We start from the raw sequence: 22,768 nt of genomic DNA on the forward strand, positions 1-22,768 counted from the left end.
TTGAGCGACGGCTCAGCCGTCAGCGATCGGTGGGGAGGTACCCATATTCGTAGCCGCGAGCCAGCGCATCCCGACGATTGCGGACGCCGAGGCGCGCGTAGAGATTCGACAGTTTGTTCTTGACCGTACCTTCGACAAGGCTCAGTTCAGCCGCGATGGCGGACACCGACGACTGGGTGTCCAGCAGGGCCAGGAGCTGCCTCTGCGAGGGGCTGAGCAGGGTGTGACCGGCGCGGATGCGAAGTGTCTCCCCGAAGCTCAGCAGCCGCTGCCGAAGTCGCTCCCCGGCACCGAGTCCGCCGGGCCCGCCGATGGAACCGTCGCCGAAGCGGGTCTCGCCCAAGCGGAGGTCGTCAACAGGTCCGGCCCCGTCAGCCAGTCCGACTTCGTCAGCTGAACCAGGGTCGTCAACAGGTCCGGGTCCGGTCGGAAAGACCGGTGCGATCAGATCCCACTCGGCGGCGTTGGAACTGCGCTCGATCAGCTGATCGCGCAGAGACTTGGGAACCATCGCAACGGGAATGAGGCTGGCCGCGATCCTGCAGTACTCGAGCGCGTCGACGAACGCAGAATCTGACTCGACCAGTTCACCCTTGCCCAACAGGCTGGCAGCCTGAACCGCTCGAGCAGAGGCCTTGGCGTGCAGATCGAGTGAATTCTGAGACAGAACTCTGTTCGCCAGGTGCGCCGCGGTCCCGTGTTCGCCGATGGTCAGATGGAGCTGAGCTCTGGCCAGGATGATGTACGGCGATTTGGTCTCGGCATCGAGCAGAACGTTCTGGGCGAGGTGAGTCTGCCCCTGAGCCAGGTGGAGGCAGACCAGAGTGAGCTGCAGAGTATGCAGCAGGAGTCCGTCAGCCGGCAAGGATGAGCGATTGGTGTCGATGATCTGCTGCAGCCGTTTGGCCTCGATCCCGACATCGCTGTGCAGAATGCCGAACAGTGATCTGTACTGAACGACTCCGAGCCACGAGTGATGACCCAGAGATGGGTCGGCCAGACGTGCCGAGTACTGACGTGCCTCGTCGAGGTCCAGTGCGTCCATGGCACGAATCATGCGGGCCAGAGAGTAGGCGGTGAGCGTGTGGGGGCTCGTGAAGCGAGTCCGCTCCTTGAGCTCGTCGAAGTGGCGCAGGTGCACGTCACTCGATGGCCCGTTTCCGAGCATCGCGTGTGCCAGGGCGCTGTAGGCGTGCGCCGGGAGCAGGAGATAAGGGGAGGACGCGGAGGCGAGCTCTGTGATGATGATCGACCGACGCAGCAGTTGGGCACTTTCCGTGAGATCGCCGACGAACATGCTGGTGATCCCATATTCGAGGTGAAATCGAGCGTCGCAGAGCCGGCTGGGTGCCGACTGGAGATGTCGGGTGTCGTTGATGAGTTCCTGGGCCGCTCGGGCGATGTGGACGCCCTGGTCCGACTGGCCGAGCAGCTTCTGGCGCCGCATCGATGCGATGGCCATGATCATGATGTCATCGACGGTGAAGTCGCCGTCCTTGATCCGTTCCAGCCGCGAGTCGAGCGTCGGGACTGCCGCATGCTCGAAGTTGACCTCGTTGAGAACGGTCAGGGCGTCGTTGACGCCGAGGCGCCGTCTGACTTCGTCGACCTGCAGGCAGTCGCCCAAGGCCTCGGCCAATACCGCCGAGTTGTGAGCCTGGGCCTCGGGGACCTTCGAGAATGCCTCGAGCGTCGCATCGAAATGGTCGACCATGAGCGCATGGCCCCGGTTTGCCCAGAGTTCCGTCAGTGCCTTCCACTCTCCGGCCTCCGCGACCTGCAGCAGAGCTTCGTCGAAGCCCTCGGACTGATACGCGGCCGGGGCCTGCAGCCATTCGGCGGCGCTCGCACCAAGTGCTCGGCGGGACCGTGATTCGCTGTGTCGATCTCTGGCGTCGTAGAGGCGCCTCAAGATCGTTCTCATGACAGGAGCAATCGTGTGGTGACCGGTGCGGTCCAGAGTTGGGAGCAGTACGCCGTCTTCGTTCAGTTGCGCTGAGAGGTCAGAGACCTCGAATGGACGTGTGTCTTCTGGAGCAGCGGGTATGGAAAACGATCCCAGATGGGGCATGGCGCCGGCGGCGATTGCGAGGGTGTCGGCGTTGATGTCGCGCATGAATGACAGCAGATGGGCAAACCTCAGCTCGGGGCTGTCCGGTGCTTGACGTCTGATCTGTGTGAGAACGTCGGCGGAAGGAAGATCCGAGTAGTGATCGGCATCGACTGCAGAGAGGTCTTGTCCTATTGAGTCAGCGCCCTGCAGAACGGCCTGGCCCGCGAGGAGGTGGCCAGACGTCTGTTGGAACAGACTCTTCCACACTGTGTCGGGCAGTTCGGGCGCGATGTCGGCGAGACCAGCTGCGAAGGAGCGGACCGTCGTCGCGCGCTCGCCGGGAAAGACGCCATCACCTGGCGAGGGGGCCGTCGGGGAAACGGGACCGCTCTGGTCAGCGGAATCATGCATGGTTGGGGGCCTCTGGCAGTGGGGATACGGGGATTATCTACCACTGAGTAATCTATCCGATCTCCATGATCGAATTCTGCTTACTCAATGTCATTATGATGTGATTTTCACTAAGCCTGTGTTCAAAAATGCCTGCATAGCGTTTCGGGGAGTGAACAGCGACACATTTTCCTCAAGGATCACCTTTGAAGTGATGTTTCGTCAATACGGATCAGCATTGACAGGGATCCGCATCGGTGCCGAGCATCTCCGTGGCGGCCGCGGTAGGAGTGTCGACTGCGGAGTTCAGCGGCGTGCGGCGAGGGCCGAGGTGACAGTGGAGTGCGGCTGAGGGAGCACTGCGGTGAGAGAAGCCGTAGGGTGCGGCTGGTTCTGCGGTGGGTGAAGCTGTGAGGCGTGGTTGCGGTGTGACGCAGCGGCTCACACGTCGAAGTCGACGATGACGGGTGCGTGATCGGACGCGCCCTTGCCCTTGCGTTCCTCGCGGTCGATCTCCGCGCCGGTGGCCTGCGCGGCCAGGGACGGTGAGGCGAGTTCGAAGTCGATGCGCATGCCCTTCTTCTTCGGGAAGGCCAGCCTCTGGTAATCCCAGAATGTGTAGACCCCGGGGCCAGGTGTGAACTGCCGGGTGACTTCGCTGAGCCCCGCGTCCAGGAGGGCGTTGAAGGCCTGGCGCTCGGGTTCGGACACGTGGGTGAGTCCGTCGAACTCCTCCATGTCCCAGACGTCCTCATCCAGAGGTGCGACATTGTAGTCGCCGCACAGGACGAGCTTCTTATCAGGAGTTTCGCGCAGCTGCGCAGAGATATCGGCAGTCAGCGCCCGATACCATTCGAGCTTATAGGTGTAGTGAGGGTGGTCGAGTTCACGACCGTTGGGGACATAGAGCGAATACACCCTGACTCCGCCGCAGGTCGCTGACAGGGCACGGGCCTCGACCACGGGCTCGTCGTCGCCGAACGAGGGAATGTCGGCGAATCCGATCTCGGGGTCCTCAAGGCCCACCCGAGAGGCGATTGCCACGCCGTTCCACTGGTTGAGGCCGTGGAAGCTGACCTCATAGCCTCGGGAGGTGAACAGCTCCTTCGGGAACTGTTCGTCCTTGCATTTGAGTTCCTGGATGGCCAGGACGTCGACGTCTGAGCGATCCAGCCAAGCACCGATTCTGTCGTGTCGGGCGCGGATCGAGTTCACATTCCAGCTCGCGATTCTCACTCTCCCACCCTAAGCTGTCCCGGCCGCAGGCCCAAGCTCAATGGGCAGAGCAAGCCAGCAGAGGCACCCGCTGGCCCCATCGCCTCGGCGCCGGTCCGATACCGATAGCCTGGGTTCATGCCTGAAGCACGCAATGAACATCTCGGCCACGACGGTGCCGCCTGCCCCGATTCCTACTATGTGCGCACGGCACCGGAGGCCTTCGTCTCGACGCTGCACAGCCAGGGCGCGTGGCAGCCGGGCGAACAGCATCTGGCCCCGGCCGCGGGGCTGGTGTTGGCGGAGATCGAACGCAGGATGCCTTCGGACAAGCTGGTCTCGCGGGTCAGCTTCGACATCCTCGGCGTCATCCATTCGGGCGAATTCACCATCGACGTCAACGTCATCCGACCTGGTCGGACCATCGAACTCATCGAGGCCAGCATGCGCCACGGTGAGCGCACGAGCGTCCACGCCAGAGTCTGGCGCCTGCTGCCGGGCGACACCGCAGACGTCGTCGGCGACGAATGGCCGACTCTGCCGGAGCCCGAAGAAGCTCCAGCCGTCCCATTCACCGGCCGCTGGGGTGGAGGCTTCATCGCCTCGTTGGGCGGCGGTCAGTTCGCCGACGCCCGTCCCGGATTCGCTCGTTCCTGGATCAGGTCCCCCTATCCGCTCGTCGACGGGGAGGACGATCCCGCGACCGCGGCCTTCGTGAAACTCGTCGACACCGCCAATGGGCTGGCCGTGAGAGAAGACCCGAAGACGACGTTCTTCCCCAACGTCGACCTCACCATCCACCTCACCCGAGTACCCGAACCAGGTTGGGTCGGCTTCGAGACGAAGGTTGCGTTCGGCCCCACCGGGATCGGTGAGACCACAAGCGTCCTCAGCGACGTGAACGGGCCGATCGGCACCGCTGCGCAGTCGTTGACGGTGCGCGTGGGCCAAGGCGCGAAGTGACGAGACCGCGCGCACTCGTCACCGGTGCCAGCTCAGGGCTGGGGCGCGGGTATGCACTTGCCCTCGCCGCCGATCAATACGATCTGGTCCTCGTGGCCCGTGATGAGGCCCGGCTGCAGGAGCTGGCGACGAGCATCGAAAACGACAGCGGCACCCACGCCGAGGTGGTGGTGGCCGATCTGTCGACCCGAGCCGGCATCGACGTGGTCCGGACGTTGATCGAGACCTCGCGGATCGATCTGCTCATCAACAACGCCGGATACGGACTCAAGCAGGGTCTGCTCGAGTCGGAGATCTCGGAGCTCGAGGACCAGGATATGGTGCTCACCGGCGCGGTGCGCGAACTCTCTCTGGTCGCGGTCAGGCGGATGCGCGAGCGTGGTCGCGGCGGCCTGATCAATGTCTCGTCAATGGCGGCGCTGACGACGATGGGCCAGTATGCGGCCTCGAAGATGTCGACCGTGATCTTCACCGAAGCTCTCGCCGGTGAGCTGCGCGGAAGCCCGGTGACGGCCACCGTCGTGCTGCCCGGATTCATTCGCACCAGGTTCCACGAACGACTCGGCGTCGACCGACCGGGACCCGGAGGGATCTGGCTGAGTGTGGAGCAGGTCGTCGCCGCATCCTTACGCGATGCGCGACGCGGCAAGGTGGTCTCGATCCCGGGGGCGAGCTATGGGCTGGCGGCTCGGGTCGCTCGCTTCGTTCCCCGCTCTCTGGTGCGCTGGGGATCGACCGGTTTTACTCTCAACAGGCGAGACGATCACTGAGGTCGCAGCAGCGGAATTGCGACCCGCCGTATGAAGTTGAGTCTTGAATTATTTTCAGTGAACCCTGTGACCTGGGGTTTTACCGGGGGTCAGGGGTCGGTGAAGCGTCCCAGCGCGATTCAGACGGGGCGGAACAATCTTTACAAGTGGGATCGATGTGTGATCCAATAATGGTGTTCGCCCGGTGGGGATCGGGTGGACACAACGGACGTATGGGGATGCGTCCGGGTACTCGAGGGGAGTGCTGCGAGGACCCCGGGATGTCGCGATTACGCGCCCCGGGGTCTTTGTCATTCACAGCTGAACACTGCGCTGCCTCCTCTGACGTGACCGGGCGATTCCGATCTCCACACCTACAGCGGACAGTGGAACGCCAAGGGCGTGACTGGCGTTGGCGGTCACGCGATCTGCGATGTCTACGACGACGGCATCGACGTCGGCACGTTCGTCGACATCGACATGGAGCACGAGCTCCGGTCGTCGCGCCGTTCCGCGCAGAATGGCCTGCGCATCGACGACTTCAGGGGTGTCTTCGAGGTCATCTTCCACGGCAGCTGCAATGACGTTCGCCGTCACCGTGGTTACGCCGCTCCGAGCATCTTCCTGCATGCGCAGGGGTTTGGCGGAACCCTTTCGCGGGACCTGGGCGGCGAGCCATCGCACTCCGATGATCGCCAGGATGAGAGCTGCCGCCAGCGCGATGACAGCGGAGTACGGCAAGGCGAACACCGCGGCGACGGGCTGCAGCTTCGCATCCGGGGTCAGGCCGGGGGCCACCGCTGCCGCCAAGCCGAAGCTGAGCGCGAGCACGGCGAGTCCGGCCACGAGGAAGATCAGCCCGACGACGATGAGACCGCTGCGATTGGCCCCTGCCGCCAGTCGTTTCATGCCGGTCTCCTCTGTGCGCGAACCTTGACGGTGGGTGTGCGGTCGAACGCGATCGAGGCGAAGCGCTGGGTGACTGCGGCGTCGACATCGTGGCGGATTTCGTCACTGTCACGCACTGGGGTGGAGAAGGTGACATTCGTCGACGAAGCATTGGACGCGGCACGCACGCTCGAGACTCCGTCGACGGAGTCCGCTGCCGCAGCTGCCAGGTTCGACAAGGCTGAGGTTGGCAGAACCACCTCGAAGCGATCGATGTGCTCTGGTGCCTGCGCGCGGTAGCCGATGTTGCGCTTGGCTCCTGGCGAGATCCCGATGATGAGGAAGATCAGCCCGAGGACCGTGATGACGGCTCCAGCGGTGATGATCGCAGCCGCGGCCCACGACATTGTTCCGAGAGCCGCGAATCCTGAGAATCCGGACGACAGCGCCGAGCTGCCAGAACCGTCGGAGACGATGGCGGCAATGGCCGCCCAGCCGAGGGCGACGGCGATGGCCAGGATGAGGATCGCGAGGATGACAGCGGGCACCACGCGTGCCGGGCGTGCCCGAAACAGTCGTGTGCTCATTGCAGATTCCTCACTGATCTTCCGGTTCCTGAAGCGTTGGGTCTGAGCCATTTCACGTCGACGTCAACCTGACGGACGCTGACTCCGGTGAGCGCTTCGACATCGGCGCTCAGGCGACGACGGACCGATTCGGTCGCCTCGGTGATGGGGGAGGGATACGCCAGCCCCAGCTGAACCTCGAGGGTGCAGCTGCGACCCGAGAGGGTCACGTCCACGCTGGGACGGCTGTCGAGGTCGGCATTCGAACTGAACCCGAACAGGCCCGACTTCGCGCCGCCGACCCCGGGCAGACCCTTGAGGATCTGGGCGGCCGTCTTCTCGATGACTCGGTCTGCGATCGTGAGGCCACCACCTGATGAAGCCACGATGCTACCTCCGGGTCGTCGAGCGCGAACTCAGCGCGCTGAGATCGAGGCGTCCGTCAAGGACGAGGCCGATGACCAGTCCGAGCCCGCCGCAGATGGCGACGATGAGGAACGCGAGGAAACCACCGAAGAACGCAACGATGCCCAGCGTCAGTCCGACGAGCAGCCCGATGAGTGTTTTCGACATGTCAGTCCTTCGTCTCAGTTGAGTTCGACGGTGTCGTTGGTGTTCTGCTGATCATCGTCATCGCCGGGGAGGTGGACGTCAGTGACCTCGATGTTGACCTCGACGACCTGGAGCCCGGTGCCCTGCTCGACGGCACGGATCACGTTGCGACGGATCGCCTCGGCGACGTCGACGATCGACGTTCCGTACTCCACGACGATGGTGAGGTCGATCGCAGTCTGCTTCTCACCCTTCTCGACGGAGACTCCGCCGGAGACATTCGTCTGCGAGCCGGGGATGCGTTCGGCGAGGGCGTCGAAGGTGCGGCGTGCGGCATTGCCCATCCCGAACACGCCGGGAACCTCACGGGCGGCGATGCCGGAGAGCTTGGCGACGACGTTCTCGGCGATCGTGGTGTTGCCCATGTCGGTCACGAGAGGGCTGCGCACCGAATCGTCGGTCCTGGACTGCTGGGAAACGGTGGACTGCTTGTCTTCTGGCATGTGTCTTCCTTTTCGCTTCGACGATCCTGTTGCGAGTACAGGCTAGTTATGAGTACAGACGCGCATGACGGACAAACCTCACGCATGATTGCGAAAGAATCTTCTCGCCAGTGAAAATGTTCTCGCCGGTGAAACGGGTTCGTCCCGACGTGGCGAACATGCTCACGGCGATTGCGGTCGCATACGATGTGGATATGACAAGGCACGATGATCGCTTCGATATCGTCACCCTCGTCGTGCGCGCGAGAGAGGGCGATATCGACGCCTTCGAGGCGTTGGTTGACCGGTATGAGACGAAGCTCCTGCGATTCTGCCTGCGCACGCTCGGTGACCGGCAGGACGCGGAAGACGTCGTGCAGGACACGCTGGTGCAGGCGTGGAAATCGATGAACGCTCTGACCGAACCGGCCGCTTTCGGCACGTGGATCTACCGTCTGGCATCGAACAAGTGCACCGACCTGCTGCGCAGGAGGATGGCCAGGCCTTCGGACGCGCAGGATCCCGACGATATGAGCATCCACGCGGATGGGCGGGCATCGGTTGAGAAGTCCGTCGAGGCGCGTACGGCTCTGCAGCATTTCTCAGACGTTCTCCAGACGCTCTCATCAGAACAGCGGGTAACGTGGGTACTCCACCAGATGGAGGGCCTCAGCTACGCCGAGGTGGCGACAACTCTGGGTATCAGTGAAGGCAGTGTGCGCGGCCGAATTCACAGAGCCCGCACTGCCATCATGGAGGGGATGGAAGGATGGACGTGAACGAGCAGGTCGGCTCCGGCGCTGAACCCGACCTGACGAGTGCCGAATCCCAGCGGGAGTCAGACGCCCAACTTCGCGGTGTCATCGACGAATACATGAGCACGTTCCAACCCGAGCCCGAAGATACGGCCGGAGTGCGTGAGCGCATCCTGCAGCTGGTCAGAGACGATTTGTACCGGGGGCCCTCGACCAATCTGCAGACAGGGCAGGGACACCCGTTCTCGATCTCGACCGCTTCGGTGCGCTCAATTGTGCGCAATGCCGTTGACGCGGTGGACGGGATCCGAGCCCGCAGCGTCGACGTCGAGCCTGCCGGGGATCCGAAGGGGAGTGCGGCGACGGTGTCGCTGACGGTGGCCATGCGCGCCGGCATCTCCTTCGCCCCCACCGCCGAGGCGATCCGACGATCCGTATCCGCCGAGGTCCTGGCCGAGCTGGGGATCCCCGCGAACCGGATCGATATCAATGCTGAGGATGTGTACGTTGACTGATCGTGGCGAGTCGAAGGACCTCAATCTCGTGTACAGCGGCAATGGCTCTGTCAACGGCAAGGAGGTTGTGGAGTCGGCCCGACTGGCTGACTCCGTGACCTCGATCGCCGGGGTCAGGGCCCTGGCGCCGGGACTGCGCGACCTGGTCGCCACCGCCACGGCCAAGGTGCTGCGGCGCACCGGCGATGAGCCCGTTGGTGTTGACGTGGCCCGCGGTGGTGACGGTGTGAAGGTGAGGATCGACGCCCACCTTGACCACACCCGTTCGGTCGCCGAGGTCGTCGATGAGATCTTCTCCGTCGTCGAGGCCGACATCGCTCGCGGGGCCGTGGAGGTCAGCGGGCGGCTCGACATCGACCTGCGCGTCGTCAGCCGGGGGTAGTCGCGCGACCAGCCGTCAGCGACGGCGGGTGACAGCTGCGACTGCCGATGGCAGTTGGGACTGCAGGTGACAAATGGGACTGCGGGTGACAGCTGGGACTGCGGGTGAATGTGAAGAGGCCCGGAATCCAGTGCTGGATTCCGGGCCTCTTCACACGTTGGGCGTGACTCGACAAGAGTCGAATCGCGTCTGAATCAGACCATGATCAGGCCGCTTTGTCCTTCTTGCCCATCTTGTTGGTGATGAAGCCCCAGATGATGAGGACGATCAGCGCGCCGCCGATCGCACACAGCCAGGAGGACAGCGAGAAGAACGCATCCATCTGGACTCCGAAGAGTGCGCCTCCGATCCAACCTCCGAGCATGGCTCCGATGACGCCGATGATGAGTGTGGCGATGATCCCGCCGCCCTGCTTGCCCGGCAGAATCGCCTTGGCAATGGCGCCGGCAATGAGTCCGAGGATCAAATATGCGATGAAGCCCATGAGGTTCACATCCCTTCTGAAGTAGCTGATGATCGGGCATGTTGGGTGGATCTGTCTCCCATGGTAGATCCGATTCTCACGGAACGTACAGCTTCGCCCGATCTTTTATGACATTGGTACAGACGTTCGCTCGGCGGAAACCTCACGTACGGATTCCATTCGAACGCCGTGAACCCCATCACCATTTCGGCGAGTGCAGCGAGTGATCATGACGACCTAGGCGTGGGCAGGCAGTGCCCATGACCATCTCGGCGTGGGCAGTCAGAGCCCATGCCGCCTCGGCGTGGGATGACCCTCCTATGGGAGACCTTCTTATGAAGGGTGTGGGAGCCCGTGACAGCCTCGATGTGAAGAGGCCCTGGGCGTGTGTGACGGCCCTGGTCTGCGCAACGGCACTGGCCGTTTAGACTTGGGGGCATGACCGATAGTGCAGACACCCGCCGACAGTTGCTCGACCTCATCGACGAACTCGCTGTTGTTCGTGGCAAGGTGACCCTCTCATCTGGCAGGGAAGCTGACTACTATCTGGATCTGCGCAGGGTCACTCTCGACCATCGCTCCGCACCACTGATCGGTGATGTGGTGCTCGATCTCCTGGCCGCCGAGGGGCTGCTGGAGAAGGTCGATGCCGTGGGCGGGCTGACGATGGGTGCCGATCCGGTCGGAACCGCCGTCATGCACCGCTCAGTCGTTCGCGGCACTCCGGTGGATTCGTTCGTCGTTCGCAAGGAGGCGAAGAAACACGGGATGTCTCGTCGAGTTGAGGGCCCAGACGTCAAGGGCAAGCGGGTCGTCGCCGTCGAGGACACCTCGACCACTGGCGGTTCCGTGCTCACCGCGGTCGAAGCCCTCAAAGAGGCCGGCGCCGAGGTGGTGGCCGTGGCCGTGGTCATGGACCGGGACACGGGCGCCAAGGAGCGCGTCGAGGCAACAGGCATTCCGTATCTCACGGCGTTGACGACAAGCGATCTTGGGTTGGATTGAGACGTTTCTCGGAGCTTCACGGGTGGATCTCCACCCGTCGATCACCAGCTGGGACTCGACTGGCAATTCTGTCGTAATCGGGATCCTGGTTTGAAACATCGTGGTCGATTCAACACGATAGATGAGACACTCCCACAGTACTGCTTCAGGAAAAGTAAGGATGACGCGTGCTCACACTGAAAGAGGTTTCCCTGCGCAAGGGAAAGCGAACTTATCTCGACGAGGTGAGTTTCACCGCACAGGCAGGCCGGATCACCGCAATCGTCGGAACCCGTTCGGCCGGCCGGACCGAGCTGGTTCGCGTCATCATGGGGCTGATCTCGCCCGATGAGGGCACCGTCAAGCTCGAGGACTTCGAGCTCGACTTCGGCGATCGTCAGAACTTCGGATATCTGCCCGCCGAGCGCGGCGGCTACCCGAACATGCGTGTGATCGATCAGATCGTCTACCTGGCGCGTCTGCACGGCATCACGCTCGGTGCCGCAGAGCGCAACGCGCTGACTCTGCTCTCGCGCCTCGAGCTCGCCGATCGCGGGTATGCACCGCTGAAGAACCTCAGCGGCACGGAGATCGCCCGCGTCGACATCGCAGCGACACTGGCCGCCGACCCCGATGTCGTCGTCATCGACGACGCCTTCTCCGGCCTCGACTCACAGTCAACCGAACTTGTGATGTCTCTCCTGCGCGCCCACGCCGCCTCCGGGGTGCCCGTCATCCTGGCCACCGACAATTGGGAGGCCGCGCAGACCCACGCCGACGATGTCATCGTCCTCAGCCAGGGCCGGACCAGCGTGTCCGGCAGCGTGGAAGAGCTGCGCTCGGACGTGAAGTACCGTGTGGAGCTTGCCGACGCCGAGGCGGCCGCCAAGTCATTGGAGAGCCGCGCGGGCATCAGCGACGTTGCGGTGCTCGATTCCGCAGACAACATCGTCAGCTTCCGGGCAGCCGATGCAGACTCGGCCGCACAGACCGTGGCAGCACTGAATGGTGTGAAGAGTTTCGAGAGTGTTCGCCCGACATTGGCCGAGCAGTACAAGGAGGCTTTGTGATGGCAGGCAAGGACGAAGGCCAGGACGGGGACACCCCGGAGCCGCAGGTGTCGAAGGGCACTGCGGGAGAGAACATCGATGATCTGGGCACACCCGTCGGCGACGACGTCGCGGTGACCGACAACGATGCAGACTCAACACAGGGCACAGGCGCGAAGTCGGCTGAGACCGCGAAGTCGGCGAAAAAGGCCAAGGGTGCGAAGCCCGCAGCGGCTGCCGACGATGCTGACGCAGTGGCTGCCGACGACGGGCTCGACGAGGTTCCGTTCGAACTTGCCGAGGACCGGCCATCGGCCGATGAACTTCCCGAGACCGGTCTGGTCTCCGAGTTCGTCGACGTGAACAGGCGTCAGGCCGCCTGGCTGGTATCGAACAGGGAGAGCACGACCGCATTGCGCAGTCCGTTCTTCCTGGTCACCGGTGCAGTCATCGTGCTCGGAATCCTCGCTGCGATCATCTCGGGCGTCGTCGCTGGATCCGACTCGAAGTCGGGCACTCCGAGCATGGCTATGGTCGGTGTGGGTGAGCAGGCTGCCATGTACGAGCAGCAGCTGGGCGTGAAGATCACCGACGCCAAGGACGCTCAAGCCGCCGAGAAGCTGGTCAAGGAAGGCAAAGTCGACGCGGCCTTCATCCAGGACCCCAGCGGACAGGCACAGCCGACGATCATCGCCTTGGACGAACAGCCCGAGGCGCTGCTGGAGAAGCTGGCACCGAAGACTGAGGCCACACTGCTGAACTCGCCGGCGGTCGGCGACGAGGTCGCCACTCCGCTGCTGTGGGCCATGGCAGTGTTCGCACTGCTCGTGGTGGCCACACTCGGCACCGCGCTCTATCAGAACCTGCGCCTGGAGCAGCGCAATCGGATCACCGAGATCATCGCCGCCACGATCCCCCCTCGCGCCTCGGCGTCGGGTCGGATCACGGGCATGCTGTCTCTGACAGCTGTCCACCTTGTCGTCGCGATCGTTGTGGCCGAACTCGGACTCTCCATCACAGGCAAGACCTCACTGGCGTTCGCCATGCTGCCCGGCCTGGGCTGGTTCGCACTGACGCTGCTGTTCACCGCGTGGGCGATCTACGCGCTCCTCGTCTGGGCATCGACGGTGTCCGGCAGCAAGGCGCGCAAGACCTTCGTCTCGATCATCGGCGTCATCACCGTGGCCGGCTTCATCGCACCCGTCATCGTGGGAGCATCGGGAACAGTTGCCAAGGTGCTGTCGTGGACTCCGTTCACCTCGCCGCTGGGAATTGCCGGACGCTTCTTCGGCAGCCCACCCGCATGGTGGGAGGGCCTCGTCGCCGCAGCCATTGCTGCCCTGGTCGCCCTCATCATCCACTCCTTGGCCAGCAGCGCCTACGTTCGCGCGGTGCTCACCGGCGGAGGACGCGGCGGCAAGACCGTGAAGATGAGCAAGCGTGCCAAAAAGGTCTCCGTCGGCTCAGCTGGCAAGAAGGCTGGTTCTAAGGACGCTGCGGCGGAATCGGACATTGTTGCAGACTCCGACTCCGACTCAGACTCTGACTCTGACTCCGTCTCGGACGATGGGATCGACTCGGACGCCGACGACACCTCGGCGAAGAAGACGAAGGTTGCTGAGTCAACGGATGAAACCGATGACAAGAAGTGACTGAAGACAGCACGCCACAGGTAGGGGTCGGTCCGTGGACCGGCCCCTGGCCTGTGTCTGAGCACTTTGATCCCGAGCTGCTGGCTGAGGGCGATCGTCGCAATGTCGTCGACAGATACCGCTACTGGAAGCTCGATGCGATCGTCGCCGATCTCGACACGACACGGCACGAATTCCATGTCGGTGTGGAGAACTGGCAGCACGACCTCAACATCGGGTCGGTGGTCAGGACGGCCAACGCCTTCAACGCCGCCGCGGTGCACATCGTGGGCAGGCGGCGGTGGAATCGGCGTGGGGCGATGGTCACCGACAGGTACCAGCACATCATCCACCACCCGAGCATCGACGACCTCCTGCAGTGGTGTACCGACAATTCCGTACCGCTGATCGGAATCGACAACTTCCCGGACTCGGTGCCGTTGGAGACCTATGACCTGCCGCGACGCAGCCTGCTGCTCTTCGGGCAGGAGGGGCCAGGCCTGAGCGAGGAAGCGCACCAGGCGAGCACAGCGGTGCTGTCGATCGCACAGTACGGTTCGACCCGGTCGATGAACGCGGCCGCCGCTGCGGCGATCACCATGCACTCCTGGGTCCGCCGCCACGTCTACGACCAGCCGGTGGACTGAATCCTGCCAACGTGATGAGGGCGGTCGAAGGGCGCGCAGCAGCCCGTGTGTCGAACGTCGACGGGTACTCAGCAGCCCGTGCGCCGAGCGCCGACGGGTGGGCAGGGCTCTACTGTGCCCCCGCCGGCACTTTTGGCCCCAACGGTTGGTAAGTCCTGGTCGATCGCAGCCCTGGGATCGACCAGGACTTACCAACTGTCCGGTGGTTCGTCGATGCTGCTGGGGCAAAAGTGCAGGAAAGGACGAAGAAGGGGCGTCCCGCGTTGCTTCCGGTATGGAAGAACACGGAACGCCCCTTCTCTTCTGCAGAGATTTCGACGCCCGACAGAGACTTCGACGCCCGACGTGAGCGAATGCTCGGCGTCGCGCTGTGGCCTCAGTTCAGGTCGGCCGCCTGGGGCTCGATGAGCCCACCGATCTCTGCCAGCTCGGCAGTCAGCGAATCAGCATCATCGAAGGTGCGCGAGATGACGGTCAGGCGCTTTGCGTAATGACCGATCGGGTACTCCATCGTCATGCCGATTCCGCCGTGCATCTGAATCGACTCCTGGCTGATGGTGCGAGCCGACTGATCGATGATGATCTTGGCCGCGATGACATCACGGTGGCGGTCCTTCTCGGAGCCGGCTTCCTCGTTGGTGACAGCAAGTCGTGAGTACAGGGCCATGCTGCGCGCATACTCGAGGTCCGCGTAGAGGTCGGCCGCACGGTGCTGCAGGGCCTGGTTCGCACCGATCGGGGCGCCGAACTGCTCACGGGTCTTGAGGTACTCGGCGGTCATGGTCAGCGAGGCCTCCATGACACCGACTGCTTCGGCCATGATCGCAGCGTTCGCGGTGTCGAGCAGCTCAGCGACGACGGCATGTGCATCGGCGGCACCGAGGCGCTGGGCCGGTGCGTTGTCGAACTTCACGCTGGCGCTTCCCTGGCCGTCGGCCTGACGGTGTATGACGCGGGAGACTCCGGTTGCCGTCGCGGCGACCAGGAACAATCCGAGTTCGCCGTTCTCCGAGGCTGTGACGATGAACTGGTCAGCGACGTCGCCGCCGAGCACGCCGTTCTTCTCGCCGCTGATCGTGAAGGCACCGTCAGCGCCCGCCGAGGCGGTGGTGGACGGAGTATCGACCGCGTAGCGCAGGCCGGGCTCGAGGGCCGCAAATGCGAGGAAGGTCTGGCCTTCGCACACGGAGGGCAGGATCTCCTGCTTCTGCTCTTCGCTGCCGGCGGCGGCGATCGCATTGGCGCCCAGCACTGCTGTGGCCAGGAACGGCTCGAGCACGAGTGAACGGCCGAATGCTTCCAAGACCACAGCAACCTCGGCGAAGGTCATTTCTGCTCCACCGTAGTTCTCCGGGATTGCCAGGCCGAGCAGGCCCATCTCTGCGAACGCCTCCCACTTCTCGCGGGAGATGCCCTCTTCGCTGTGCAGAATGGCTTCGCGGGCTTGGGTGTCGTACTCGCTGCGCAGGTACTTGTTCAGGGTGCTGGCGAGTTCTTGCTGAATGTCGTTGAGTTCAAGATCCATTGTTGTCCTCTTCTTAAGTGTTCTGGGGTCGCAGAGACCTCAGAGACCAAGCAGTGCTTTCGAGATGATTCCGCGCTGCACCTCGGACGAGCCGCCGTAGATGGTGACCTTGCGGGTGTTGAAGTACGCGGGAAGGGCGTCGACTGCTCCGAGCGGAAGGTCCGAGAGTCCCTCGCCCTGAGCGCGGTCGGTGACGAAGTCCAGGCCCTGGGGACCGAGGACGTCGACGAGCAGCTCGCTGATGTCTTCCTGCAGCTGTGAGCCCTTGAGCTTGAGCACGGAGGAGCGTGGATCCGGCTTGTCAGATCCGGCGGCCTGAGTCGAGAGGATCCGCAGTTGGGTCATCTCGAGCGCGGTGAGCTCGGCTTCGATCCGAGTCAGGCGGGCGGAGAACAGCGGATCGTCGAGCAAGGTGCCGCGTGCCGTCTTCGTCACCGCGGCGTAGGCCTTGGCACGGGCCAGGTTGACCTTCGAGCCGCCGATCCGGGCGATGCCGGTGCGCTCGTTGCCGAGCAGGAACTTCGCGTAGGTCCAGCCCTTGTTCTCTTCGCCGACGAGGTTCTCGACGGGAACCTCGACATTGTCGAAGAAGACTTCGTTGACCTCATGGCCGCCGTCGATGAGCTGGATCGGGCGAACCGTGACCCCGGGCGTCTTCATGTCGATGAGCAGGAACGAGATGCCGGCCTGCTTCTTCACATTCGGGTCGGTGCGGACCAGGTTGAACATCCAGTCGCCGTACTGGCCCAGGGTCGTCCAGGTCTTCTGTCCGTTGACGATGTACTTGTCGCCGTCACGTACCGCGGAGGTCTTCAGCGATGCGAGGTCAGAGCCGGCATCGGGTTCGGAGAAGCCCTGTGACCACCAGATGTCGATATTGGCGGTGGCGGGAAGGAAGCGCTCCTTGATCTCCTGGCTGCCGAAGGTCGCGATGACCGGGCCGACCATGGAGACATTGAAGGGCAGCGGCTGTGGAACGCAGGCCAGCTGCATCTCTTCAAGCCAGATGTGGCGCTGTACCGGAGTCCAGTCCTGGCCGCCCCATTCGACGGGCCAGTTGGGTACGGCGAAACCGTGCTGATTGAGGATCCGCTGCGAAGTGACCATGTCCTCCTTGGTCAGCTCCTGGCCGGTGGCGACCTTGAAGCGCAGCTCCTCGGGGATCTCCGTGCGATAGAACTGACGCATCTTCTGAGCGAACTCGCGCTCCTCTGCATTCAGCAAGGTGTCCATGAAAACTCCTGATTGATCGTTCGGTAACTTAGCTCCAATAGTACGGTTCGGTGTTCGGGCTCACAAGTGGGGAGGTGAGAGAAGGTGTCTGCGAGTGGCGGAGAATGCTCGCCGAGGGGGCAGCTGCACCGGATGGTCCGGAGTGGAGGACGGTTGACGGCAAGAGGTGTTGAAGGCTTCGCCTGCGCCGAGGTGGCCCTCCCGTCCGATCGGATGTTCATGTCACAATCGGCTAACTTTATTTCAAAAATGTATTACTACACCTATCGCGAGTGGTAAGAATAATTCAGGAATTTCATTGTTGAATCCGAAATGAGAGCACATCCGGAGTGAACCCCGTGCCGATGGGCTCCGCATTCCCCGCCGCAGAACATCCCCAGGGGTACGGAAAGCTGAGTGACGTGTCAGGTCGGACTACACGCATCCCCCCGGTCGCACCGTCGCGCCGACTCTTCGGATATGGGTCCGAGATGTCGACGGTCGTCGATGCGATCGCCGGTGAGAAGCATCTGGGAGCGCTCATCATCGGCGCGGCGGGCGTCGGGAAGACCGCGTTGGTCAACGCCGCACTCTCACGCCTCGACGCCGATCTGTCGGTCACCCGCCTGCGCGGATCGGGTAAGGCTCGAGTGCGAAATCTCGGAATCTTCGAAATACTCCTCTCTCGGGAAGGCCTCGGCACCGACCTTCCGCCCGGTCGAGCGCTGTCGGTGATCGGCGATCTCTTCGAACGCAGATCAGCGGGAGGATGCCCTCTCGTCGTCGTCGACAATGCTGATCTCGTCGACGATCATTCTCTGGCTGTGCTGGCGCAGCTCACGGACGCGCGTCGGATCAAGATCGTCATCGCTGCCGAATCCGCGCGGCCCCCGGTCGATCTCATCGCCGGGCTGTGGTTGACCGGAAGTGTCGTCAGGGTTGATCTGGACGGAATCGACGAGGCCGATGCGATTGCGATGATCAACAGCGTCGGACTCATGGAGACAGAGACGAGATCGGTCTCAGAACTGAGCGCTCTTGCCCATGGCAATCCGCGGCTGCTCGAGAGACTGCTCTTCGGGCGCAGCCGGACCAGTGGAGTCGAGACCGCAATCGCCCGTGCCGATCAGCCCAGCCGAGAGATCATCGAAACCGTCTCGCTCATCGAAGCAGTGCCCTATGACGTGCTCGTCGGACTGACCAGTCCGCAGATCATCGATTCTCTGGCCGAGGATGGGCTCCTGGCGATTTCGAAGGGGAGAGGCGGAGAGGTGAGCATGCATGAACCAGTCACGGCCGAGAACGTCCGCGCTGCGGTCCCGCCCTCTCGCAGCCTCGAACTGCTCACCCGGTTCGATACCGGAGTCGACCATTCGGCTCTCCACGGAAGGGCGCTCTTCGGTTATGCAGCGTGGTCGATCTCCTTGGGGCGGGTGCCGACTCCCAAGCAGGTGTTGGACGCCGCAACCTGGGGAAACTCACGCGGCAGGTACCTCGAAGCCGCGGAGATCATCCGCACCAGCGGGTACCGCGGGCCCGAGCTCGACCTCGAACTCTCCCGTTGCGAATGGGGCGCCGGCCGACTCCGACAAGCCAGGGAGATCATCGACCCGCTCGTCTCCGAGGCCTGCCTGGACCCAGAATCTGGCGCAGAGGAATACCTGTCTCGGCTCGCCTCGATGGAATTGCGGCTGAAGGACCCGCGCGCTCCTGAACGACTGCAGTTGGCATGGGTCCGAGACCGGCTGGCCTCGCCTGCTGATCTCGGCCGGCTCGACGCCACGCGGGCCCGATTCGAACTCAAAGGAGGTCGGATCGCAGCTGCCTGCTCTCTGGCCGAAAGCGTCTATCTCAACCATGCCAGTCTGGTGCGCCACCGCCTGCGGGCATGCGCGTTCCTCGGCGTTGCCGAAGTGTTGGCCGGCCGGATCGAACTGGGACTGAGCTATATTGCCCAAGCCCGGCTGATGTTCGAACTTCCAGGGCCCGAATCCTTCGAACGGGAAGACGCCGTTCCACAGTTCTTCGTGGCGAACTTCGTCGCCGGAGACTGGGCCGATGCGCGAACCGCCATGGACGAACTGACCTCCAGCCGGCGGCTGACCAGATTGACGAACGCGCTCATCGACCTGCGCACCGGAAATGTGGCGAATGCCCACCGCACCCTCAGCGCACTCAATCTCGTCAGCGACCCATCCGACGTCGTCGATATAGCGGGAATGGCCAGGTCGGCGCAGAGTCTGTCTGCCGTGCTGACACACCAGCAGACCGACGTCATCTCAATCGCTGTCGACGACGAGGCCGAAGCCAGCCGGCATTCGTGGTGGGCTTCATTCGAAGCCAGACTCTTCGATCTTCAAGCACTGGCGCAGACCTCGCCGGTACCCGCGGCACCACAGCTGAATGATCTCGGAACGTGGGCCGAAGAACACGGCGCGCACACTCTTGCCTGCCTCGCGTGGCTCGAAGCAGGTCGACTCGGCCATGAACAGGCCATCTGCCGCTTGTCCGCATCGGCAGGCAGAGTCGATGGCGCACTCGGTCGCCTGCTGCGTGCCATGGCTCATGCCTTCAGCACAGACGATCTGCGGGCCCTCATCGCTGCGGCGCGTGAGGCACTTCTGTTCGGCGCGGTCGTGCTCTGTGACCAGCTGTCCGGCGAAGCCCGAAAGCGCGCTGTTGCCGCAGGCGATGCCACAGCCGCCAAAGAAGCCCGGGCACTCCTGGGGAGGAGCCGACGTGTGCTCGACTTCGACGCCGACGGGAACCGATTCGCAGAGAGCCTGAGCGAACTCGAGCACTCGATCATCACCGGCGTCGTCGAAGGCCGGACGAGCGCAGAGATCGGAGAGGAGCTGCATCTGTCGGCCAGAACCGTCGAATGGCACCTCGGTCGTCTCTACCGCCGGACGCATGTGGCAAATCGGCACGAGCTGCGAGAGGTGGTGGCCGAATGGCTGAGGAAGTGAGCAGTGCATCGGCCGCGAGCACCCAGAGCGGGACGAAGATCTTCGGGCGCAGGGCCGAACTCGATCTGATCCATGAGTCTCTGCGCTGCTCGGAATGCTCGGGCATCCTCATCGAAGGCGAAATCGGCGTCGGCAAGACCCTCCTGGCGCGAACGACCTTCGAAGACAGAAGCGACGCAATTTGGATCCGCGGAGACCGGGTGCATCAGAACGTCGAGTTCGGTGTCTTCGGTCTGCTCGTGGACCTCGACGGAGACCCGTCCACGCTCCTGGGGCGTATCGTGTCACGACTCACCTCGACCCGCGCACCGCGGGCGGTGTTCGTCGATGATGCCCATCTGCTCGATTCCCGCTCGCAGGAGATCCTGACGGGCCTGGCCAGCGTCGGATCGATCAGGCTCGTCGCGATGTCGCGCACCAATACCGACGATGGGCTCATTCCGTTCTCGGCCCTGGTCGAAGACCATGTGCTCCAGCATCTCGTCCTCGGCCCGCTGCCGCGCGAGGACTATCGGTCGATGATCGAACACCGCCTCGGCCATATCGTGTCCCAAGCCGTAGTCGACATCGTCGACTTCCATTCGAAGCGCAACCCCGGGAGGCTGATCGAACTGCTTGAGTACACCGGAAGGCGTTCGCGTTTCCTCATGCGTCGAGGAGTGTGGATTCTCGACGGACTCGACATCGACTACGATGCGCGTGCCCGTGACTATGCACGGATCGGTCTTGGCGACCACTCGCCGAAAGAGACAGAAGCCCTCGAACTGGTCGTCCTCGCAGGAGAGGTGGAGCTTGCGACACTGATCACGGCTGGACTCGGGGAAGCCGCAGACGAGCTCGTGGCCGCCGGAGAGCTGAAGATCGATCCGAGGAGGTGCCAGATCTACGAGGCGGTGGAGAACCACACCTCGGACACGATCAGATACACAACGCCGACCGGTCGGAGCCGAGAGTGGTTCGATTTCATCGACGCGTGTGGAGATGCACCTTCGGAGTGGGCGCAGACGGTCAGGGCCGAATGGGGACTGATCTGCGGGGCAGAGATCAGCGAATCACGGACCATCGAAGCGGCACTGATCGCTGCCCGCCTCGGGGATTGGCATCGGGCCATGCGGCTGATCGCGGCGATCCCGACGGAGCGGATGGGCCCGCACGACCTGTTCGCGTTTGCTCTGCTCTATTGCGGATGCAATAAGATTCCGCTCGGCCTCGACCTCGTGGCCCACGGTGTTCGCACCGCCTGCTGTGCACAGCTCGTCGTCGACTCCCTCGTGGTCTGGATGAACCGTGCCTTCAGCACGATGTCTCCCGCTCTGCGGCTTGCGGATTTCCGCACCGCTCTGGAACGGCTTCAACACGATGGTGACGGGCATCCCGGAGCGGGAGTGGATGCAGAGTTCGGGCTCAGGCTGCTTGACCGAGTCGCTGCAGTCGTGGCTGAAGGCCGACCGCTCACCGTCGATGTCTTCGACGGGCTCTCCCACGAGAGTGCGGCACCGGGCAACTTCCACCTCCTCGATACCATGCTGCATGCAACGGACATGCTCGACTCGGGCCTCACCGTGGAAGCACTCGCCCTCCTCGAATCCACTCAGACCGAATTCCACTTCGAAAGCACAGGAGTGCTTCACCTGATCATGCTGCGGGGGCGTACGCTGCTGCAGCTGGGACGGATAGCCGAAGCGAAGGAGATGATGACAGCACTGCCGACACATGACATCGCATATCTGTCAGCCCGTTCGGGTCCGGTCGATCTGCTGTGGGCGCAGACCCACCTGCTTGAGGGCAACCTCCCAGGGGCGATGAAGGCACTCCGTGCAGCGATCGAATCGCTCACCTATTGGAACCAGGGCACTCAGCTCGCCATCGCCTTGGCCGAGGCCGAATATGCGGCTTCACGTGTCGGAACCCCGGCTGAGGCCGATGACCTGCACGCCCGTTTCGACGAGCTGCCCGTCACGGCTGTCTACCACGAATACCGTCGGGCACTCGTGCTGCGAACCACTGCACGAGCGATCCGAACAGGGGAACCCCGGTACGAGCACGAGCTGCGACGGAGGCTGAGAGAAGCCGAAGCCGATGGAGCCGCAGCGATCGTCGTGCTCATCCGGCTGCACCTCTTCCTGCACTTCGACGAGATCGCGCCCGAGGCGATGTGCGAAGCGGCCGCGCACGGAACCGGGCGGGAGTTCGATATCGTCGGCCGCCTCGGCGCAGCTCTGCGGAACGCTGATCGGGCAGCGCTGACGGCTCTCGCGGAAGAATACGGGCCGTCGATGCCCGACCTGGCAGGCCGGTGCATCGCACTGGCTGCGCGATTCGGCGCTCACGGAGTTCAGAATCGCGGATCAGGCGGTCGGCTCGCGGAGCTGACTGCACGAGAGAAGCAGATCAGCGCACTCATAGTCGCAGGCCGATCGAATGCGGAGATCGCGTTGGAACTGGGGGTGCGGGTACGCACGGTCGAGGGCCACACCTACCGACTGTTCCGCAAACTCGGTGTCGAGCGCAGAGAACAGGTCGCCGAGGCGATGCGGAATTCCGAAGGTCGAATGCGGGCCTGAGCCGGAAGCGAGTATCCGCAACTGCGGGATTTCGGCCACGAGCGAGTACTCGATGCGATGGTCCAGTGGTGACCCGGTGGTGACTGAGTAGTGACCTGTTGGGGACTCCCGTGTCGGCCACCTGGTTTCGGAGGGCTCCCGGCGAGCACCATCGGTGTATGGACATCAACCTTCAGCCTCTTCTGCGAACCATTCCCCGCGCTGCACGAACGGC

The 22,768-nt window shown here is 63.4% G+C and carries 21 protein-coding genes; 11 read left to right on the forward strand and 10 right to left on the reverse strand.

The genetic code is table 11. The annotated features are described in order from the left end of the window. Nucleotides 1-19: 19 nt before the first annotated feature. Together HU144_RS05255 and HU144_RS05260 are read right to left on the reverse strand one after the other, a co-directional pair. Nucleotides 20-2,464, reverse strand: a complete 2,445-nt coding sequence (locus HU144_RS05255; protein ID WP_235350432.1) for a response regulator transcription factor — start codon at nt 2,462-2,464, stop codon at nt 20-22. 420 nt (nt 2,465-2,884) lie between these two features. Beyond that, on the reverse strand, nt 2,885-3,679 hold the full coding sequence (locus HU144_RS05260) for an exodeoxyribonuclease III (protein WP_235350433.1): 795 nt from the start codon (nt 3,677-3,679) through the stop codon (nt 2,885-2,887). A gap of 117 nt (nt 3,680-3,796) precedes the next feature. On the opposite strand from HU144_RS05260, the gene HU144_RS05265 reads away from it, so the two are divergent. Together HU144_RS05265 and HU144_RS05270 are read left to right on the forward strand one after the other, a co-directional pair. Continuing rightward, complete coding sequence (locus HU144_RS05265) at nt 3,797-4,621, forward strand: thioesterase family protein (RefSeq protein WP_235350434.1); 825 nt, start codon at nt 3,797-3,799, stop codon at nt 4,619-4,621. After that, complete coding sequence (locus HU144_RS05270; protein ID WP_235350435.1) at nt 4,618-5,391, forward strand: SDR family NAD(P)-dependent oxidoreductase; 774 nt, start codon at nt 4,618-4,620, stop codon at nt 5,389-5,391. Before HU144_RS05265 ends, HU144_RS05270 begins: the two co-directional genes overlap by 4 nt. A gap of 294 nt (nt 5,392-5,685) precedes the next feature. Here the strand turns inward: HU144_RS05270 and HU144_RS05275 are convergent, their stop codons facing one another. The 5 genes from HU144_RS05275 to HU144_RS05295 are packed head-to-tail and all read right to left on the reverse strand — an operon-like array spanning nt 5,686 to nt 7,879. Next, nucleotides 5,686-6,279, reverse strand: coding sequence for an alkaline shock response membrane anchor protein AmaP (locus tag HU144_RS05275; protein ID WP_235350436.1), 594 nt, complete (start codon nt 6,277-6,279; stop codon nt 5,686-5,688). Next, nucleotides 6,276-6,845, reverse strand: coding sequence for a DUF6286 domain-containing protein (locus HU144_RS05280; RefSeq protein ID WP_235350437.1), 570 nt, complete (start codon nt 6,843-6,845; stop codon nt 6,276-6,278). The genes HU144_RS05275 and HU144_RS05280 overlap by 4 nt, the downstream gene beginning before the upstream one ends. After that, the gene (locus tag HU144_RS05285; protein ID WP_235350438.1) at nt 6,842-7,210 is read right to left on the reverse strand and encodes an Asp23/Gls24 family envelope stress response protein; all 369 of its coding nucleotides are present in this window, start codon (nt 7,208-7,210) and stop codon (nt 6,842-6,844) included. The genes HU144_RS05280 and HU144_RS05285 overlap by 4 nt, the downstream gene beginning before the upstream one ends. A gap of 4 nt (nt 7,211-7,214) precedes the next feature. Beyond that, entirely contained in the window at nt 7,215-7,397 is a 183-nt protein-coding gene (locus HU144_RS05290) for a DUF2273 domain-containing protein (RefSeq protein ID WP_143920952.1), read from the reverse strand. A gap of 14 nt (nt 7,398-7,411) precedes the next feature. After that, nucleotides 7,412-7,879 (reverse strand): Asp23/Gls24 family envelope stress response protein, encoded by a 468-nt coding sequence (locus HU144_RS05295; protein WP_204233413.1) that lies wholly within the window; start codon nt 7,877-7,879, stop codon nt 7,412-7,414. Between the two features lie 194 nt (nt 7,880-8,073). Here HU144_RS05295 and HU144_RS05300 point away from each other — a divergent pair, with 194 nt between their 5' ends. The 3 genes from HU144_RS05300 to HU144_RS05310 are packed head-to-tail and all read left to right on the forward strand — an operon-like array spanning nt 8,074 to nt 9,510. Then, the gene (locus HU144_RS05300) at nt 8,074-8,637 is read left to right on the forward strand and encodes an RNA polymerase sigma factor (RefSeq protein ID WP_198395823.1); all 564 of its coding nucleotides are present in this window, start codon (nt 8,074-8,076) and stop codon (nt 8,635-8,637) included. Beyond that, nucleotides 8,628-9,128: a hypothetical protein gene (locus tag HU144_RS05305; protein WP_235350439.1), complete on the forward strand. Its 501-nt coding sequence runs from the start codon at nt 8,628-8,630 to the stop codon at nt 9,126-9,128. The genes HU144_RS05300 and HU144_RS05305 overlap by 10 nt, the downstream gene beginning before the upstream one ends. After that, a complete protein-coding gene (locus HU144_RS05310; protein WP_235350440.1) occupies nt 9,121-9,510 on the forward strand; it encodes a hypothetical protein in 390 nt (129 codons plus the stop codon). Before HU144_RS05305 ends, HU144_RS05310 begins: the two co-directional genes overlap by 8 nt. 205 nt (nt 9,511-9,715) lie before the next feature. Here the strand turns inward: HU144_RS05310 and HU144_RS05315 are convergent, their stop codons facing one another. Further along, nucleotides 9,716-9,994, reverse strand: a complete 279-nt coding sequence (locus HU144_RS05315) for a GlsB/YeaQ/YmgE family stress response membrane protein (RefSeq protein WP_198395826.1) — start codon at nt 9,992-9,994, stop codon at nt 9,716-9,718. A gap of 417 nt (nt 9,995-10,411) precedes the next feature. Here HU144_RS05315 and pyrE point away from each other — a divergent pair, with 417 nt between their 5' ends. From pyrE to HU144_RS05335, 4 genes are all read left to right on the forward strand, one after another. Beyond that, complete coding sequence (gene pyrE / locus HU144_RS05320) at nt 10,412-10,978, forward strand: orotate phosphoribosyltransferase (RefSeq protein WP_235350441.1); 567 nt, start codon at nt 10,412-10,414, stop codon at nt 10,976-10,978. A gap of 167 nt (nt 10,979-11,145) precedes the next feature. Beyond that, complete coding sequence (locus HU144_RS05325) at nt 11,146-12,027, forward strand: ABC transporter ATP-binding protein (protein ID WP_235350442.1); 882 nt, start codon at nt 11,146-11,148, stop codon at nt 12,025-12,027. Beyond that, nucleotides 12,027-13,658, forward strand: coding sequence for an ABC transporter permease (locus HU144_RS05330; protein ID WP_235350443.1), 1,632 nt, complete (start codon nt 12,027-12,029; stop codon nt 13,656-13,658). Before HU144_RS05325 ends, HU144_RS05330 begins: the two co-directional genes overlap by 1 nt. Next, on the forward strand, nt 13,655-14,284 hold the full coding sequence (locus HU144_RS05335) for a TrmH family RNA methyltransferase (RefSeq protein WP_198395830.1): 630 nt from the start codon (nt 13,655-13,657) through the stop codon (nt 14,282-14,284). Before HU144_RS05330 ends, HU144_RS05335 begins: the two co-directional genes overlap by 4 nt. A gap of 376 nt (nt 14,285-14,660) precedes the next feature. On the opposite strand, the gene HU144_RS05340 is transcribed toward HU144_RS05335, so the two are convergent. Together HU144_RS05340 and HU144_RS05345 are read right to left on the reverse strand one after the other, a co-directional pair. Then, a complete protein-coding gene (locus HU144_RS05340) occupies nt 14,661-15,809 on the reverse strand; it encodes an acyl-CoA dehydrogenase family protein (protein WP_235350444.1) in 1,149 nt (382 codons plus the stop codon). A gap of 39 nt (nt 15,810-15,848) precedes the next feature. Further along, a complete protein-coding gene (locus HU144_RS05345) occupies nt 15,849-17,042 on the reverse strand; it encodes an acyl-CoA dehydrogenase family protein (protein ID WP_198395833.1) in 1,194 nt (397 codons plus the stop codon). Between the two features lie 2,537 nt (nt 17,043-19,579). On the opposite strand from HU144_RS05345, the gene HU144_RS19510 reads away from it, so the two are divergent. Then, on the forward strand, nt 19,580-19,990 hold the full coding sequence (locus HU144_RS19510; protein ID WP_226829671.1) for a helix-turn-helix transcriptional regulator: 411 nt from the start codon (nt 19,580-19,582) through the stop codon (nt 19,988-19,990). Then, nucleotides 19,975-22,554: a helix-turn-helix transcriptional regulator gene (locus HU144_RS05355; RefSeq protein WP_235350446.1), complete on the forward strand. Its 2,580-nt coding sequence runs from the start codon at nt 19,975-19,977 to the stop codon at nt 22,552-22,554. Before HU144_RS19510 ends, HU144_RS05355 begins: the two co-directional genes overlap by 16 nt. Nucleotides 22,555-22,768 lie beyond the last annotated feature (214 nt).

The sequence above is a fragment of the Brevibacterium sp. UCMA 11752 genome, assembly GCF_021532235.1.
Classification (GTDB): Bacteria; Actinomycetota; Actinomycetes; order Actinomycetales; family Brevibacteriaceae; genus Brevibacterium; species Brevibacterium antiquum.

Excerpts from the sequence above, each read along its gene's own strand:
- HU144_RS05255 (WP_235350432.1), bottom strand. The coding sequence starts at position 2,464 with ATGCATGATTCCGCTGACCAGAGCGGTCCCGTTTCCCCGACGGCCCCC.
- HU144_RS05265 (WP_235350434.1), top strand. The coding sequence starts at position 3,797 with ATGCCTGAAGCACGCAATGAACATCTCGGCCACGACGGTGCCGCCTGC.
- HU144_RS05275 (WP_235350436.1), bottom strand. The coding sequence starts at position 6,279 with ATGAAACGACTGGCGGCAGGGGCCAATCGCAGCGGTCTCATCGTCGTC.
- HU144_RS05280 (WP_235350437.1), bottom strand. The coding sequence starts at position 6,845 with ATGAGCACACGACTGTTTCGGGCACGCCCGGCACGCGTGGTGCCCGCT.
- HU144_RS05290 (WP_143920952.1), bottom strand. The coding sequence starts at position 7,397 with ATGTCGAAAACACTCATCGGGCTGCTCGTCGGACTGACGCTGGGCATC.
- HU144_RS05295 (WP_204233413.1), bottom strand. The coding sequence starts at position 7,879 with ATGCCAGAAGACAAGCAGTCCACCGTTTCCCAGCAGTCCAGGACCGAC.
- HU144_RS05300 (WP_198395823.1), top strand. The coding sequence starts at position 8,074 with ATGACAAGGCACGATGATCGCTTCGATATCGTCACCCTCGTCGTGCGC.
- HU144_RS05305 (WP_235350439.1), top strand. The coding sequence starts at position 8,628 with ATGGACGTGAACGAGCAGGTCGGCTCCGGCGCTGAACCCGACCTGACG.
- HU144_RS05315 (WP_198395826.1), bottom strand. The coding sequence starts at position 9,994 with ATGGGCTTCATCGCATATTTGATCCTCGGACTCATTGCCGGCGCCATT.
- pyrE (WP_235350441.1), top strand. The coding sequence starts at position 10,412 with ATGACCGATAGTGCAGACACCCGCCGACAGTTGCTCGACCTCATCGAC.
- HU144_RS05330 (WP_235350443.1), top strand. The coding sequence starts at position 12,027 with ATGGCAGGCAAGGACGAAGGCCAGGACGGGGACACCCCGGAGCCGCAG.
- HU144_RS05340 (WP_235350444.1), bottom strand. The coding sequence starts at position 15,809 with ATGGATCTTGAACTCAACGACATTCAGCAAGAACTCGCCAGCACCCTG.
- HU144_RS05345 (WP_198395833.1), bottom strand. The coding sequence starts at position 17,042 with ATGGACACCTTGCTGAATGCAGAGGAGCGCGAGTTCGCTCAGAAGATG.
- HU144_RS19510 (WP_226829671.1), top strand. The coding sequence starts at position 19,580 with ATGGCTCATGCCTTCAGCACAGACGATCTGCGGGCCCTCATCGCTGCG.
- HU144_RS05355 (WP_235350446.1), top strand. The coding sequence starts at position 19,975 with ATGGCTGAGGAAGTGAGCAGTGCATCGGCCGCGAGCACCCAGAGCGGG.